The organism is Macrococcus epidermidis, assembly GCF_024205965.1.
In the GTDB taxonomy this organism is placed as follows: domain Bacteria; phylum Bacillota; class Bacilli; order Staphylococcales; family Staphylococcaceae; genus Macrococcoides; species Macrococcoides epidermidis.
This window is the reverse complement of sequence record NZ_CP073819.1, coordinates 2,299,911-2,315,408: the sequence shown is the minus strand read 5'-3', so window position 1 is coordinate 2,315,408 and position 15,498 is coordinate 2,299,911. Positions and strand designations below refer to the sequence as shown.

17 protein-coding genes and 1 riboswitch are annotated in these 15,498 nt (G+C 37.0%); of the genes, 8 read left to right on the top strand and 9 right to left on the bottom strand.

The genetic code is table 11. The annotated features are described in order from the left end of the window. Positions 1–3 precede the first annotated feature (3 nt). The 6 genes from KFV12_RS12360 to KFV12_RS12335 all read left to right on the top strand — a co-directional run bounded on the left by KFV12_RS12360 (position 4) and on the right by KFV12_RS12335 (position 4,626). A complete protein-coding gene (locus KFV12_RS12360; RefSeq protein WP_254256898.1) occupies positions 4–843 on the top strand; it encodes a lipoate--protein ligase family protein in 840 nt (279 codons plus the stop codon). Then, a complete protein-coding gene (locus tag KFV12_RS12355; RefSeq protein WP_099577062.1) occupies positions 836–1,162 on the top strand; it encodes a YuzB family protein in 327 nt (108 codons plus the stop codon). The genes KFV12_RS12360 and KFV12_RS12355 overlap by 8 nt, the downstream gene beginning before the upstream one ends. A gap of 163 nt (positions 1,163–1,325) precedes the next feature. Further along, entirely contained in the window at positions 1,326–2,438 is a 1,113-nt protein-coding gene (locus KFV12_RS12350; protein WP_254256897.1) for an ATP-grasp domain-containing protein, read from the top strand. Positions 2,439–2,455: 17 nt separating this feature from the next. Then, entirely contained in the window at positions 2,456–3,571 is a 1,116-nt protein-coding gene (locus tag KFV12_RS12345; RefSeq protein ID WP_254256896.1) for a peptidogalycan biosysnthesis protein, read from the top strand. 78 nt (positions 3,572–3,649) lie between these two features. Then, positions 3,650–4,141, top strand: coding sequence for a GNAT family N-acetyltransferase (locus tag KFV12_RS12340; RefSeq protein WP_254256895.1), 492 nt, complete (start codon positions 3,650–3,652; stop codon positions 4,139–4,141). Positions 4,142–4,152: 11 nt separating this feature from the next. Continuing rightward, entirely contained in the window at positions 4,153–4,626 is a 474-nt protein-coding gene (locus KFV12_RS12335; protein ID WP_111717094.1) for a GNAT family N-acetyltransferase, read from the top strand. 52 nt (positions 4,627–4,678) lie between these two features. On the opposite strand, the gene KFV12_RS12330 is transcribed toward KFV12_RS12335, so the two are convergent. Genes KFV12_RS12330 through mtnK form a run of 9 tightly spaced genes read right to left on the bottom strand, consistent with a single transcriptional unit; the run spans position 4,679 to position 13,188 of the window. Next, a complete protein-coding gene (locus KFV12_RS12330; protein ID WP_099577073.1) occupies positions 4,679–5,197 on the bottom strand; it encodes a cupin domain-containing protein in 519 nt (172 codons plus the stop codon). Between the two features lie 14 nt (positions 5,198–5,211). Next, positions 5,212–5,814 carry a methylthioribulose 1-phosphate dehydratase gene (mtnB, locus tag KFV12_RS12325; protein ID WP_254256894.1) on the bottom strand — a complete coding sequence of 201 codons (603 nt, stop codon included), beginning with the start codon at positions 5,812–5,814 and terminating at the stop codon, positions 5,212–5,214. Further along, positions 5,811–6,452 (bottom strand): MtnX-like HAD-IB family phosphatase, encoded by a 642-nt coding sequence (locus tag KFV12_RS12320; RefSeq protein WP_254256893.1) that lies wholly within the window; start codon positions 6,450–6,452, stop codon positions 5,811–5,813. The genes mtnB and KFV12_RS12320 overlap by 4 nt, the downstream gene beginning before the upstream one ends. Continuing rightward, entirely contained in the window at positions 6,437–7,606 is a 1,170-nt protein-coding gene (locus KFV12_RS12315) for a 2,3-diketo-5-methylthiopentyl-1-phosphate enolase (protein WP_254256892.1), read from the bottom strand. Before KFV12_RS12315 ends, KFV12_RS12320 begins: the two co-directional genes overlap by 16 nt. Continuing rightward, on the bottom strand, positions 7,560–8,561 hold the full coding sequence (locus KFV12_RS12310; RefSeq protein WP_254256891.1) for an ABC transporter permease: 1,002 nt from the start codon (positions 8,559–8,561) through the stop codon (positions 7,560–7,562). Before KFV12_RS12310 ends, KFV12_RS12315 begins: the two co-directional genes overlap by 47 nt. Further along, positions 8,551–9,930 carry an ATP-binding cassette domain-containing protein gene (locus tag KFV12_RS12305; RefSeq protein ID WP_254256890.1) on the bottom strand — a complete coding sequence of 460 codons (1,380 nt, stop codon included), beginning with the start codon at positions 9,928–9,930 and terminating at the stop codon, positions 8,551–8,553. The genes KFV12_RS12310 and KFV12_RS12305 overlap by 11 nt, the downstream gene beginning before the upstream one ends. Positions 9,931–9,947: 17 nt before the next feature. Further along, positions 9,948–10,970 carry a sugar ABC transporter substrate-binding protein gene (locus KFV12_RS12300; RefSeq protein WP_254256889.1) on the bottom strand — a complete coding sequence of 341 codons (1,023 nt, stop codon included), beginning with the start codon at positions 10,968–10,970 and terminating at the stop codon, positions 9,948–9,950. Then, positions 10,967–11,989 (bottom strand): S-methyl-5-thioribose-1-phosphate isomerase, encoded by a 1,023-nt coding sequence (gene mtnA / locus KFV12_RS12295; RefSeq protein ID WP_254256888.1) that lies wholly within the window; start codon positions 11,987–11,989, stop codon positions 10,967–10,969. Before mtnA ends, KFV12_RS12300 begins: the two co-directional genes overlap by 4 nt. After that, complete coding sequence (gene mtnK / locus KFV12_RS12290) at positions 11,986–13,188, bottom strand: S-methyl-5-thioribose kinase (RefSeq protein ID WP_111717108.1); 1,203 nt, start codon at positions 13,186–13,188, stop codon at positions 11,986–11,988. Before mtnK ends, mtnA begins: the two co-directional genes overlap by 4 nt. Before the next feature lie 80 nt (positions 13,189–13,268). Then, a riboswitch (SAM riboswitch) is annotated at positions 13,269–13,373 on the bottom strand. 164 nt (positions 13,374–13,537) lie between these two features. On the opposite strand from mtnK, the gene KFV12_RS12285 reads away from it, so the two are divergent. Continuing rightward, positions 13,538–14,833, top strand: coding sequence for an HD domain-containing protein (locus tag KFV12_RS12285; RefSeq protein ID WP_254256887.1), 1,296 nt, complete (start codon positions 13,538–13,540; stop codon positions 14,831–14,833). Between the two features lie 9 nt (positions 14,834–14,842). Then, positions 14,843–15,340, top strand: a complete 498-nt coding sequence (locus tag KFV12_RS12280) for a YwhD family protein (protein ID WP_111717112.1) — start codon at positions 14,843–14,845, stop codon at positions 15,338–15,340. The last annotated feature ends 158 nt before the right edge of the window (positions 15,341–15,498 follow it).

The following is a 15,498-nucleotide window of genomic DNA, read 5'->3' as shown; positions in this document are numbered from 1 at the left end:
TAGATGACGAAGTCAATTTTTGAAGAGAATTGGCAATACGTAGATCATACGCGAGGACTGCAGCCAATGCAGTCCTTTGCTTTTGATGATATGTACTGTCATTTAATTGGACAACAAAATCATGATAGTGTGGTACGCACTTGGATTCATGATCATGTCATTATTCTCGGTATGCACGATGCACGTCTGCCATATATTGAAGAGGGAATAGCGTTCCTAAACAATCATGGATATGGTGCCATTGTTCGTAATTCAGGCGGTTTAGGTGTGGTACTCGATGCAGGTGTACTCAATATTTCGATTATATTTCCTGGAGATATTACATTTTCGATTGATGCGGGATATGAATATATGTATGAACTGATTCAGGAGATGTTTAAAGATTATCATAAACATATTGAAGCGAAAGAAATCGTTCATTCATATTGCCCGGGAAGTTACGATTTAAGTATTGATAATAAGAAGTTTGCAGGTATTTCACAACGTCGTGTAAAAGATGGTATTGCAGTCCAGATTTATCTTTGTGTCGAAGGTAGTGGGAGCGCACGTGCTGAACTGATGCGTCAATTTTATGATGTGGCACATCGCGGGGAAACTACGAAATTTACGTATCCTGAAATAGATCCTGAGTGCATGGCGAGTCTATCAGAACTGCTCGGTGTAGAGCTTACGGTGGATGAAGTCATATTCAAATTACTGTATGCTTTGAAAGACTTAGGTGCAACTTTATCAAATAATGAGATGACAGATGCTATGTGGACGTTGTATAATGATTACTTCGAACGCATGACTGAACGTAACGCAAAAATAAAAATCAATCAAGGTGGTGAAGCAAATGCGTAATAAGTTTCAAGTGTGCGATGATTGTCAGGGTGTATGTCTTAGAACATTACTACCGAAGTTAGAGAAGTTAGATCCAGATGCTGAAGTTGAAATCGCATGCCAGTCTTACTGTGGACCAGGTAGACGAAAAACTTTCGCATTTGTCAATAACCGTCCTCTAGCAGCTGCAACTGAAGAAGAACTACTTGAAAAAGTTGAGAAACGTTTAGCGCAAAAACGTGATCCTGAAGAGGAAGCAAGACTTGCCAAACGTAACGCTGAACGTAAACGTCGTTTAGACGAACAGAACGCGAAGCTGAAAGAGAAACTGAAGAGATAGATGTAGAGGCTGGGACAATTTGTTCCAGTCTCTTTAATTTAAATTAATCCTCTTTACAATCCTACATACTTCTTTAATGTAAATTTACATGAGTTTAACATCCCTTTGCTATGCTTAGTTTGTATAACGATATGAATGAATCAATAGAAGGGTGGAACGATTCGTGCAACGTATATTAATTACTGGTGCGCGTGCGCCAATTTCTTATGAAGTTGTGCAGCAGCAGGTCGCATTAGGCAGAACAGTTTTCTTGACGGATTCTACCAAAAAGGTCAGCATTAAAAATTCTAAGTTTATCGAAGCGTTTATTTTAACGACGTCACCACGATTTTCTACTGAAGAATATATTAGCGATATTAACAATATTGTTACGCAATATCATATTGATCTGATCATTCCTTTAAATGAAGAATCTTTCTATCTTTCTTATATGAAAGATAGATTAATTGCACCAGTATGGGTTGAAGATATTTCTAAGATGCTGTCAGTGCACAACAAATATAACTTTACAAAGTTAATCGATGCGATGGGTTTTAAAGTGCCTGATACGAAATATGTCATGAATCACGATGACTTAACAACTTTTATGAATAACTTCCCTGGAGATGAATATATCGTTAAACAACCGTACGGTCGTTTCGGTCAATCTGTGCGTAAATTAACACGTATGTCATTAGAAAACGACAATATGATTGAATTCCCTTTTATGATTCAGACATTAATTAAGGGCACAGAATGGTGTTCATACAGCTTTGCAAAAGACGGGAAAACATTATCTACTTCATTATATTTATCGAACACACATGATAGTTATAACTGTTCTACACACTTCACTTCAGAGAAGAATGAAGAACTTCAGTCTATTATTGAAGCTGTGATTCAGAACTTAAACTGGTCATATCAAATTGCATTTGATGTGATTAAATGTGAGACGACAGGTGATTATTACTTTATCGAATGTAATCCACGTGCGACAAATGGTGCGCTATTTATGCAGCCGGACGTTTGGGAATTAAAGTGCTGCGAACCGAAATATGAAGCGCGTCAACTCATCTTCGTATCGTTATATAACTTTATTATGCGTCCAAAGAAACATAATTTAGAGCGATTAAAGTATGGGAAAGATATTTTCTGGCATCCAAGTGAAAAATCAATCTTCTTTGAACAAATTATAAGTGGTGCCCAGTGGTGGTTTGAAGCGAAATCTCAAAAGACAACAGTCAACACGATTACAACGTATGATATCGAATGGAATGAAGACATTGTAAATCTATAGATAAAGAGGTCTTACGAATGACGATTTATACGAAATACGCAGATATCCCTTTTAACGAAGTGGATATCTCTCCTTTTAATAAGGCATATATTCAGTATATGATGGATGGTATTCATCGTGGTATCGAGAATGTACACGCACGCATAGAAGTGATATTGGTGAACGGGCAGCTCATTCCTTATAGTGTTAAAGATGGAGGCAAAAATGCATCCTGGATTCATTCGTTTACAGGGCAATACATTGATGAAATGATTTCAGAAGTAAATAGAATGGAGATGCCGAATATAGTACGCAGTCTTGCACATCAGTTATTGAACGTTGGCAGAACGGTACTCGGACTTACTGGTGAGAAGACAGTGACAGTATTTCCATCTTTTATGTCGACGACGATGTATGAAGACTTTCAGTTCGATCAGCTACAGGAAATTACTAGAATACTCGTTGCAAGATTTCCGAAACATGCAATTATTTACCGCACATTAAATGATAAGTTTCATCAAGATAAAATGAAACAGTTAGATGACGTCGGCTATGAAGCAATGATATCTCGCGCGATATATATATTCGATCCAGACGATAAACATACAAAGAACGAACGAAAAGATTTAAAGAAAGATATGAAGCGCTTTGAAAAAAGCGGACTAACATTCACGTATGAATTACGTGAGGATGAATTTCACCAATTAATGCCCCTTTATAAACAAGTATATTTAGATAAATATTCGGATTTCAATCCGCATTACACAGAGGATTTCTTTAAATTCTTATATAAAGAGATGGAACTTACATGGTTCATCCTTAAAGATAACGAACGCATCGTGTCGTTTATGGGTGTCAGTCAAACAGATAATGTATTATTTCCAGCATATTTTGGAATGGATCAGTCTGTTAAAGGGTTGTATTTTATGACAAGTGGATTGTTATACCACTTTGCTAAAGAATATGGTTATAAAATTAACAATAGCGCTGGTGCGAAAGATTATAAACTGGCACGCGGTAGTAGACCATATTTAGAATATCATTATATTTATTACAAACATTTAAAGCTCATACCATTTTTAAGCTACGCATTGTTTACAAAAGTTGCGACACCTTTAGGCAAATTTTTATTAGAAAAGCTACAGTTTAAGTAAAGATTTAATGAATATATTTATTATTCTGACATCAATAGTGATATAATATATTTATCATATTTTTAGGCGGTGATGCACATGTCGATTGAGATGAGACATGCAACATTAGAAGATTTGCCGCGTATTGTTGAAATTTACAATTCCACAATTGAAAGTAGATTAGTGACTGCAGACACTGAGCCTGTAACCGTAGAAAGTCGGACAGAATGGTTTTTGAACCATTCGGAAAAACGTCCGATTTTTTTATTTCTCAAAAATAATGAAATAGCGGGCTGGTTGAGTTTTGAAACTTTTTACGGCAGACCAGCATACGGAAAGACGGTAGAAATCAGTTTGTATTTAGATTCTGATTATCGTGGTATAGGTTTAGGTGAGTATGCAGTGACTCAAATGAAGCGAATTGCACAAACACTCGATATAGAGACGCTTCTGGCATTTACTTTTTCACATAATACACGTGCATTGAAATTATTTATGAAACACGGATTTATTAATTACGGGGAATTGCCTGATGTTGCGATAATGGATGGGAATCATTACTCACTCACAATATTAGGCTGTAAAATTTAGGAGGAAGTCGTATGGTTAAGATTAGAAAAGCAACAAATGCAGATGTACCGAATATAAAAAAAATCGCTTCTATGGCGTGGTATGATACATATGCAAAAATTATGGAAGCAAGCACGATTGCTAAGTTTTTAGAAGCGGCATATAATGATGAGCGTTTAGAGCGACGCATAGGGGATTCATTATTTTTAGTCGCTGAAAATAATGACGAAGTGATTGGTTTCGCTAATTTTATCAATGGTACAGAATTATTCTTATCAGCAATCTATGTTAATCCAGCATTCCAAAGACACAATGTAGGTGCAGAACTTCTGGAAGCAGGATTGAATCACTTTGATGACTATAAAGAATTATTTGTTGAAGTAGCAAGTAACAATGAACAGGCACGTGGATTCTACAAAAAAACTGGATTTGAACTTGTAAGAGAATATAATGAAGAGTTATTTGGTGAAACAGTAACAACAGGATTGTTGAAGAAGGCGATATAATTAGAACCCGACACTCATATTGAGGTGTCGGGTTTTATAATATAATCTATATTTATTTTTCGTATACTGGCACCCATCCTGCTTCATCAACGAAGATTCTTACAGCAACAACTTTACGATTGTCTGATAAAGTGAAGTAATGTCTTACGTTAGGTGGTACTGAAATTAAGTCGCCTGGATCTAAATGTACTTCAAAGAACTGGTCATCTTTGCCTTGAATAACAAATACACCATTTCCACTTACAATGAATCGTACTTCATCATCCGTATGATGATGTTCACGCTGGAAGTTAGTCAATAGCTCATCTAAGTTAGGTGTTGTGTCTGATAAACTGATTACGTCACTTGCTTTGTAACCACGACGGGCACTGATTGCATCAATTTCTTCTTTAAATGTGTTTAAGATTTCTGATTTATCTTCATCTGTTAAGTTATAATTTTCTTTTAATGTATCTGGTAATTTTGAAGTATCCCACTGTTCATAAATGACTTCATTACTTTCTAAAAATGCATGAATTTCCTCTTGATTGTCTAATCGTTTACCTGTTTCCTGAAAAATTAAATATGCCATCATTATCGCTCCTCTTATTTGATATATTGTCTTGCAGATGCAAGTTGTAAATGATATTGAAATAAAAATTCTGCTGCTTCAAATAATTTATATGCTTCCTGAGTAGATTTTCCCCAGGCATTGATCCCGTGATTGCGAATGAGTACAACACCACTATCAGCAGTAACGTGTTCTCCAAATCCTTCAGCGAGTTTTTTAACGTCTGCTGGATTTTCGATAATAGGGATGCGCAACACATCACTTTCCTCCCATAAACCGAATGCTTTAATTAATTCCTGATTGTTAAATTCAACTGCACCTTTAGAATGATATAGCTCTGAAATCACATTGTTACTAACGGTATGGATGTGAATTGATGCGTTTGCGTTACTGCGTTTAAATATTTCTAAATGTAGTACGGTTTCGAGAGATGGCGTAAGATTTGTATCAACAGCCTTACCATTCATATCTACTTTGACAAAACTTGTATCGGTTGTTTCATATTTATCGACACCGCTTGTAGTTACATAAAGATGCTGCTCATCTATTCTTATACCTAAATTACCGCTTGTCCCAGGGAAGTAGTTATTGCGTGCGAGCCGTTCTTTGATATGTGTAATTGCTTCTAGTGCACTCATTTAATCACCTCGCTTAATTTAATATCATCAAATGTTTCGAAATGATGATGCGCGATGCCTTTTTCCTGGGCAAATTCGGTAAGCTTTGAAGTTGTAAATGCAATATCTGCAATACCCAGTAACTTTAAGTCTGTAACGCTATCACCGATTGCTATAACTTTATTATCATCCACTAACTGTCTGACGATAGAAGGCTTACATGTTCCGCAGTTTCCAGTACATAAGTTATCGCACGGATGATTCCAAATTACTTCCATATAATCTCCGGAGAAATCTACCGTATTGGCAAACACTTGTTTGATGCCATTGAAGTTCTCTAGTATGGGATCAATAAAGAAATGCATGCCGCCACTAATAATATAGAAAGGAATATTTAGTGTTTGTGCTTCGTCTAATAACTTCTGAAATCCTGGTCGGAGATTCACTTCTTCTAACGCGAATTGAATGATATCTTCTTTCTTTTCGCTCGGTAATAATCTGAAGAGTTCTGTAACGCCATGCTGTATCGAGATTTCCTGATTCAGTATTTGATCGGTGATAGGTCGTCCTTCAATAGGAGCAAACTTCTTGATGATGGCTACGATCGTATCAGTGGCTGTTACGGTACCATCGAAATCACAGGCTATGATGTACCCCATAAAGCCACCGCCTTATCATAATATTTACCACCTACGCCTGTCTTGTAATGACGAATGGCTTCATGGAAAGCTTCACCGCCAGCAGTGGCACCGTCTGGATGACCATGTACCCCGCCACCGGCATTTATGACGATGTCTTCACCAAAGTCATCGATAATACGTTTAACCAGGCCTGGATGAACGCCGGCTGACGGGACAGGAAATGCTTTTTTTATTGTACTCGCTTCTAATGCATGGGCGACAATACCTTTAGCATCACTTTCAGTAAGTTCGATAGATCCATACGGCACCGGGAAGAGAATAAGATCTGCGCCTGCAAGACGTGTCAGTTTAGATAGTAGTAATTGATAACGGATACCATAGTCAGGGCTACCGCCTAATGCACCACTTAATGCAGGGTGAGCAAGAATTGGTAAATCTAATGCTAAATCGCGTAACCCTTTAAGTGCGTCAAGTCCATACGTATGAACGTTGAATAATAAAGCATTCGCACCGAGTTGCTTGGCCTTACGTGCTTTGTCAGGCAATTCAAACACCGGACCGGATAGGTTCACAGCATATAGTACGCGACGGCCAGTGGCTTCGAATATTTCATCTAACACGCGTTTACCGATAGTAATACGTTCTTCAAAAGGAAGTTCAGGTATGTCATATAATATTTCGTCATCTTTAATAATATCGACACTTAACGCCTGTGCACGCAGTTGTGTTTCGAAAAATGATGCATCTCTACCGATAATGCCTTTAAAGATGCTCATTACAAGCGGACGATCATAAATATTTAGTAACTCTCTCACACCTTCAACACCGAACGCAGGACCTTTAAAATGTTTACTGTAATCCGTAAAATCGATATCGAGTAACTTTACTTTTCCGTCTAACGAAAGTTTGCCGAATACAGTCGTTAATATTGAAGAAAAGTCTGGGGTGATATTATGTTCCGGATAAGCAATAGCAATATGTAATAACCCTTTCTCTGCATCGATTATTTCCCTGGTAATAACTTCACCTTTATATTTCGCTAAATGTGCCTGATCTTCAGCCGTTAAATCTGTCCAGCTCCCGACAGTTAAACCAACGGCTAGTTTTTCTGCGATAGTATCAATTTTAGATGGATTGTTGTGTAGCTGGTACTTCGCTATGATATGTGACACGTTTTAACCTCCTTTGTTTAAATTGTGCATAGTTAATAATTAATGCACCTGCTAGGACAAGGCCTTTTATAATATTCAAGCCATAATATGGAACGGATAGCATGACGAGACCGTTTTCCAGTATTGCAATGAGTAGTGCGCCTAAAAATGTACCTATAATATTAGGCTTACCTGATTTAGAAACAGTTGCACCGATAAATGCAGCCGCAACTGCGGTCATTAAATACCCTGAGCCTGAATTAACTTGAGCTGATGATACTTGACTGGCAAGGAGTATACCACCGATACAAGCAAAGAATGCAGATGCCAAATAACTGATAATGATATATTTTGTTGTCTTGATGCCACCGAATTCTACAGCATGTTTGTTATCGCCAATCATATACATGATGCGTCCGGGATTTGTGCGATGTAATAAAACGTATGTAAGGGCTACAATAATGAGCATTATGATAATTAAAGGTATAGGTTCTGACAAAACTTTGAATGCATCAGGAATCTTGCCAGTTGTAGCAGCTCCGTTTTGTCTTGTCATGCCTTGACTGATTGAACCCCCTTCAGCATACGTCAGTGCGATACCTTCAACGATAAACATTGTCGCAAGTGTAGCGTAAAGGTCAGGGATTTTAAACTTGATGATTAAAATTAAATTGATGAGTGCGACAACAAGTGCAACTGTTAATGTGAGCATGATGGATAGCCCAAAATTCATCCCATGCCATACAAATAATGAAATGATAACAGCATTACTTAGCGTAACCGTAGAGCCGACAGATAAGTCGAATCCGTCGACACTCAAACTAAATGTAATACCGATAGCTACGATGGTGACAATAACCATGCCACTAATGACTGAAAGTAAATTATCAGTAGATAGAAAGTTTGGTGCAGTCAAACTAAATAGTATGACTAAAATAGTGATTACAATGAGTAAGCCGAATTGTTTAAACTGCATGTTGTATTCCTCCAGTAGCTTTGTGCAAAAGATCAGTTTCTGATGTATTTTGTGTCAGTTGTTCATCTACGACTTGACCTTTGTGTAGTGTATAGATACGATCAGTTATATTGATCAGTTCACTAAAATCACTTGATGCATAGATAACTGTCTTTCCGCTGGCAGTTAATTGATTGATAACTTTAAATAAGTCTTGCTTAGCACCGACGTCGATTCCTACAGTTGGTTCATCAAGGATAAAGATGTTTGATTGTTGATAAAGCCCGCGTAATAATACAACTTTTTGCTGATTCCCACCGGATAATGCATGAACTTGTTGAGCAAACGATTTATATTTCAAGCCGATATCATTTGCTAAAGGTAAGATATTATTTTCTTCATTTTGATGATGGGTAAAAAATTGTTTGTTTTTAAAACAAATATTATCTTTTATACTGTGAGACATAATCAGACCATGTTTCTGACGTTCTTCTGGACAATAAGATATTTTTTCATGAGATAAATGGTCATATAACCAAATGCACAATTCTGTCTTACCGGCACCGACTAATCCTGCGATGCCTATTACTTCACCTTTAAATCCATGAATATTGATATCTTGAAGTTTATCGGTTTGTATGTGCTGAAAAGAAAATTGTTGTTCTTTTGTTGTGTAATTTGTTTGTTGATGTGTCTGTATGTTTCCAGCAATAGCTTCATAAAGTGCTTCAGCGTCATAAGCATCTGATTGTTTAGATGCGATGCATTCGCCATCTTTAAGGATAGAAATATCATCAGAAATATTTAATAACTCAGGTATGCGATGAGAAATAAAGATGATGGCCATTTCTTTTTTTAATAAATTTAATTCATTGAATAAAATATTAACTTCACGCTGACTCAATGAAGCCGTCGGTTCATCTAATATGAGTAGATGCTTATCTTCGAGTATCGCTCGAATGATGACGAGTAACTGTTTTTCAGAAACAGTTAAATCTCTAACATGTGTATTCAGTGAAAAAGATAAACCGAATTTATCGATATAATTTTGCAATTTCTGTTTTTGTTGCTGTTTATAAAAAAATCCTTTCGTGCGATCTTTAATCGTCAAATTATCATATACCGATAAACTTTGAAATAAGACATCATCAACTTCTTGTGCAACGTAGGCGATATCATCTGCAAAGCTTGAAACTTTTTGTCCACCTTTATATAAAGTTCCTTTTTGATAAGGGTAAGTGCCATTCAATACTTTCATTAACGATGATTTACCTGCACCGTTGCCACCGATAATTGCATGAATCTTTCCTTGTTCAAAATGAATAGATAAATCCTTTAAAATATGATGGTCATTGATTGTTAAATTAAGATTTGAGACTTCAAAGCGCATTGTATTCAGTCCTATCGTTATTTAATTTTGAAAGCATCTTCCTGACTAAATGCCGGAACTGCCTTTGAAAGATTATTCATATTCGTATCTTGTTTCAAATCTTTTTGTGTAATTTGAACTGGTTTAAATGCATAAGTCGCAGGGACTTTTTCTTCTTTAATGAGCTTTGCCAGAATTCTTACATCTGTTTCACCGATGACTTTAGGATTAACACTTGCTGATGTCTTCCAGTTGCTGTTTTTAGCTTTCATAAAGTTAATGTCCTGGTTTGAGATATCTATTGAATAAATCGGTAGATTGATTTTCTTTTCGTTAAGTGCAAGATAAGCGCCCTTTGTCATCTCATCCCAAGATCCCCATACCGCATCGAAATCTTTTGGATGATATTTTGAAAGTACAGCTTGTGTTTTCTTTTTTACATCGCCTTGTACGTCTTCAAAATTCGTTGGTCCGATACTTTCAACGACTTTAATTTTGCCTTCGCTTTCATACTTTTTAAAAATTTCCTGACGTTTATCAAGCGGTAGGAAACCAGGACCGACCCATAATTTAAGTACTTTTACGGGTTGTTCTTTATCTTTTATCAGCGCGTCTAACGATAACTTTGCTAATGCATGGTCATCTTGACTTGTAGCAACGACATTATCAATAACTTTGCCGTCTTTATCTGACTTTGTATCAAAAGTAGCAACTTTGATCTTTGCATCTGCAATTTTCTTAACCAAATCATAGCTGTAATCTTCTTTGCCGTGTGATAATACAATACCATCATATTTTTTAAGGATTGCCTGATCGACGAGCTGCTGAAACTTTGCGTCATTCCCATTCGAAAGAAAAGTATCCACTTTGAGTCCAAGTTTCTCACCTTGTGATTTAGCACCATCGATAAATTGTTTCGTGTGATCATCACTACCAAGGTTACGGATAACAGCAATTTTCTTGCCTTTTATTTCACCTGTCGCTCCAGATTGTGATGTTGCCTGATTACATCCTGTAAGTAAGATACTTGTTGCAAGTAATAATTGTAATGGTTTATTCATGCTTTAACCTCCTCAAATAGTTTTGCGATTGCTTGTTCATGTGCGTCGATAATGCCGTGTTCAGTAATCAGTCCTGTGATTAAACTGTTAGGTGTAATATCGAAAGCTGGATTATAAACTGCTACGTCTGCTGCGACTTTATTGTCATAAATATGTGTTACTTCACGTGCGTTGCGTTCTTCGATTGGAATTGCATCTCCACTCGATACCATTAAATCGAAGGTTGGTGTTGGTGCTGCAACGTAGAATGGTACATTATAAAACTTTGCTGCAATAGCGAGCGGTAATGTGCCAATTTTGTTAACGACGTCGCCATTTAATGCTACGCGGTCACAACCGACAATGACAGCTGTAACATCTTGTTGCTGTAACACAGTGGCTGCAGTACTATCTGTAATTGTTGTAACATCGATGCCGGCTTGCGATAACTCAAAAGCTGTAAGTGCGCCTTGAAATCTCGGTCTAGTCTCATCGCTAAATACTTTAAATTGAATGTTTTGAGCGTGAGCTAGATAGAATCCCGCTGTCGCTGTGCCTAACGCACTTGTTGCAAGACTACCTGGATTGCAATGTGTAATAAACGTTGAATTCGGTTTTATGAGTGGTAATGTATGTTTCCCGATACGGTCATTGATTGATTTATCTTCTTCATAAATGTGTTGCGCGAGCTTTTCTAAAGCCACGATACTCTGATTGACATCTTCGGTGATGACCTGGCTCATTCGATCAAGTGCCCATAACAAGTTGATTGCTGTTGGTCGTGTGTTGGATAGTCGTGTAATAACATTCTGCATATAGATTATAAAATCTTTATCCCCGTTGTATTGTAAGGCACCGATTACGACACCGTATGCCGCAGTAATTCCAATAGCGGGTGCACCGCGCACGATCATATCTTCAATCGCTACTGCGACTGCTTCATAATCTGTGCAGTCGACATACTGTATATCATGTGGTAATTTCGTCTGGTCAAGGAGCGTAAGAACGCCATCTTTGTATTGGATCGATTGTAATGTCATGCCGCGATCTCCTTAAATTCTGTATAGAGTGAGAATATAGATGGGTAGATGGATACTGATTCCGGATGTTGAATCAGCGATTTCGCAAACTTAATGAGCTGCACTTCTATCTGAACACATTGTTGCTCAGGTAAAGTCGTTAAATCATTTACTTTAGCAAGTCCGACGATACGACGAATAATTTCAAGTCCACATACAACATACGCATCTTCAAGCACTGATCGGATATAGCTTGCATAAACTGAAGCTTGTTTCAATGCGACATCTTTCGTCTTTTCCTGTAAGATCGCTAAACTTTTCTGTTTGAATACTTCTAATACTTCTGTGATACTTTCGGCAATAAACTTAGCTTGTTCATCTCGGCCATGCGCCTGCGCATTACTATATGCAAAGAAGAGGTGAGCGAGCACATTTCCGACATCATATCCTGCTGGCCCATAGAAACCGAATTCAGGATCAATGACTTTTGTTTCTGTTTCATTCACAAATACTGAACCTGAATGTAAATCTCCATGGATTAAACTTTGACTTTTATTTAAGAATTTAAGCTTCGCTTCTGCAACTGCAAGCTTTAATGTGTCATCGTTGTAAAGTAACTGTTCGACGTATGGAAGCAAAGCGCTACTCACTTCATTGCGTGAGAAATTATTGTAAAATGGCTCGGTGAACACGAGGTCTTCAGATATCTCGCATAATTCGGGATTTATCGTATCTTTTTGTAAAGCTTTCTTCTCTTTCGCATCAAGTACAAAGTCAGAAGTGTTAATCAGTGTCTCTGCCAAATAGGTCCCTAAATCAACACCGATATTTGGATATATATTGCCATCGATTAAACCTTGGCGTAATACTGTGTATTCTTTTAAGTCTTCCATGATGACGCATTTCATCACATCATCAATCGCATAAATATGCGGTACAAGTTGTGGTACGATTTCGCCATGTACTTTGAGTAACTTCCCTTCACGAATTGTACGGTCCGTTGATAATTTAAATTCATCTGAAATACGCGCTACGACGCCTGAATGTTTGACGATAATGGATTTGATGCCGTTAGATACACGAAAGACATAATTTAAATTACCATCTCCGATTTCGTTTACTGCTAAGTTGTCAGCGGGGTTAAATAAATTTGTAGTTTCAAGTATGTATGCTGCAATATCAACTTCCTGCATTAAGAAATATGAACTAAACTTAGACAATGCTTTCACCTCAGAAATAATTTTTTCACAAAAAAAACGTTTCCCCGTATGCACGGGAAAACGTTAGCCATCAGTATCTCTACTTATCTTTCAGCACAATTGTACTGTAGGAATTGGCACCTTTTCCGTGTGGACAGGTTGCTGGACGTCATAGGGCCTAATCCCTCAGTCACTCTTGATAAATAATTATTTAATTTTTTGTTAAGTTGAATATTAAATTAATTAAAAATATAAGTCAATAACTTTCTGAAAATTTTTTGTATTACAAAATTTTTAAAAGCCGTTAATCATTCTATTTTAAAGGCTTTATGATAAAATTTAAGTAATGAAAAAATAAAGGAGAACCACTATGGGCTACCAATTCCAAAAGATGCAGGAAGAGAAGGTATTCAAAGATCCAGTGCATCGCTATGTGCATGTACGAGATCAGTTAATTTGGGATTTAATCAAGACAAAAGAATTTCAGCGATTACGCCGAATAAAACAACTTGGTACGTTATATTTATCTTTTCATACAGCTGAACATTCACGTTTCAATCATTCGTTAGGCGTTTATGAAATCGTACGTCGTATGATAGACGAAATATTTGCTGGACGTGAACATTGGCATCATGAAGATCGTCCACTCGCATTATGTGCAGCACTGTTACATGACTTAGGCCATGGTCCGTTCTCTCATTGTTTCGAGAAGATTTTTAATACGGATCACGAGCTTTACACACAGCAGATCATATTAGGAGATACGGAAGTGAATCATGTGTTGTCACGCGTTTCACCCGAATTTCCGAAAGAAGTAGCTGCTGTAATCAACAAGACACATCATAATAAGCTGGTCATTTCAATGATTAGTTCGCAGATTGATGCTGACCGTATGGACTACCTGCAACGCGATGCTTTCTATACAGGTGTGAGTTATGGTAGCTTTGATATGGAACGTATATTAAGGCTTATGCGTCCGACAAAGGATGAAGTTGTGATTAAAGAAAGTGGTATGCATGCGGTAGAAGATTATTTAATGAGCCGTTATCAGATGTACTGGCAAGTATATTTTCATCCAGTCAGTCGTGGTGGTGAAGTATTATTAAATCGTGTCCTGAAACGTGCCAAAGTGTTGTATGAGACAGGTTATGCGTTTAAAGAACCACCTAAATATTTAGTGCCGTTCTTTAAATCAAATCAAGTGTCCGTTGATGCATATTTAAGACTTGATGAAATGGTTCTAAATTATTATCTGCAGGAATGGATTGAGGAAGAAGACGCCATTTTAAGTGATTTATCGCGCAGATTTGTTAACCGTGATTTATTTAAACATCTACCGTTTGACGGTAATCGATTTACGATAGATGAACTCACTGAATTGTTTACGAAAGCGGGCATAGATCCGGATTATTATTTTGTTGTGGACTCGTTTAGTGACTTGCCATATGACTACAATAGACCTGGTATTAACTCGCGTAAACCAATTCACTTAATAACTTCTGCTGGCAAGATTAAGGAAATTAGTACACAATCAGTTATAATCAATAGTATTACAGGTATTCAGCGAAAAGATTATAAAATTTACTATCCTAAAGAGACAATTTTAAATATCGAAGACCTTGAAATTCGAGGTGCAATTATTAACGTATTAAATGAATTAGAATAGGGTGATAATATGGCAGAATTTCAGTTTAATATTATAAAAAATGATCCACTTGACGGACATAAAGGTACAAATATCGGCTCGATTAGCTTAGATAATGTGGCACCAGTATTTATTGATGTTGCAGAGAAAAAGGCGTTTATCGATATCGGTGCGATGCATGCGCGTAGTGAAGTTGAAAAGCGTGTGAAATGGGTGACGGATAAATCTGAAACAGAAGGTCCTGACCAGAAAGAATACTGGCTTGTATGGGTAACAACAGAACGTGCAGAAGTCGGTCCGTATTATGCGGGTGTTACTGCTTGTTATATGGCAGTAAATAAGGAACGTAAACGTGGCTATAAAGTGATGGCTGAACATGTCAATATGATGGATAAATCGATGAAGCACAAGTTCATTTTAGATCAGATTGGGGATGACAATAAAGCGGTCTTAAAAGACTTCTTAATGCACCATAACCCTGAAATGTGGAACAATTCTGGAGAAGAATTAAAATCAATGTTAGGTTAAACGAGCTAACGACAGTCCATCTTTTCCGAATACGGCGAGTATCCGGAAAAGATGAGCACCCTCATATTATCAATTTTGTGACAAAAATGTGACTTTAATAATCGTGTAGATTTTCGGTTGTAATTTTTGCTTAACATTAGTAAGATATGAGTAGCTAT

Bases quoted from the DNA above. Each gene is read 5' to 3' on its own strand.
- KFV12_RS12360 (WP_254256898.1), top strand. From the start codon at position 4: ATGACGAAGTCAATTTTTGAAGAGAATTGGCAATACGTAGATCATACG.
- KFV12_RS12355 (WP_099577062.1), top strand. From the start codon at position 836: ATGCGTAATAAGTTTCAAGTGTGCGATGATTGTCAGGGTGTATGTCTT.
- KFV12_RS12345 (WP_254256896.1), top strand. From the start codon at position 2,456: ATGACGATTTATACGAAATACGCAGATATCCCTTTTAACGAAGTGGAT.
- KFV12_RS12340 (WP_254256895.1), top strand. From the start codon at position 3,650: ATGTCGATTGAGATGAGACATGCAACATTAGAAGATTTGCCGCGTATT.
- KFV12_RS12335 (WP_111717094.1), top strand. From the start codon at position 4,153: ATGGTTAAGATTAGAAAAGCAACAAATGCAGATGTACCGAATATAAAA.
- KFV12_RS12330 (WP_099577073.1), bottom strand. From the start codon at position 5,197: ATGGCATATTTAATTTTTCAGGAAACAGGTAAACGATTAGACAATCAA.
- mtnB (WP_254256894.1), bottom strand. From the start codon at position 5,814: ATGAGTGCACTAGAAGCAATTACACATATCAAAGAACGGCTCGCACGC.
- KFV12_RS12320 (WP_254256893.1), bottom strand. From the start codon at position 6,452: ATGGGGTACATCATAGCCTGTGATTTCGATGGTACCGTAACAGCCACT.
- KFV12_RS12310 (WP_254256891.1), bottom strand. From the start codon at position 8,561: ATGCAGTTTAAACAATTCGGCTTACTCATTGTAATCACTATTTTAGTC.
- KFV12_RS12305 (WP_254256890.1), bottom strand. From the start codon at position 9,930: ATGCGCTTTGAAGTCTCAAATCTTAATTTAACAATCAATGACCATCAT.
- KFV12_RS12300 (WP_254256889.1), bottom strand. From the start codon at position 10,970: ATGAATAAACCATTACAATTATTACTTGCAACAAGTATCTTACTTACA.
- mtnA (WP_254256888.1), bottom strand. From the start codon at position 11,989: ATGACATTACAATCGATCCAATACAAAGATGGCGTTCTTACGCTCCTT.
- KFV12_RS12285 (WP_254256887.1), top strand. From the start codon at position 13,538: ATGGGCTACCAATTCCAAAAGATGCAGGAAGAGAAGGTATTCAAAGAT.
- KFV12_RS12280 (WP_111717112.1), top strand. From the start codon at position 14,843: ATGGCAGAATTTCAGTTTAATATTATAAAAAATGATCCACTTGACGGA.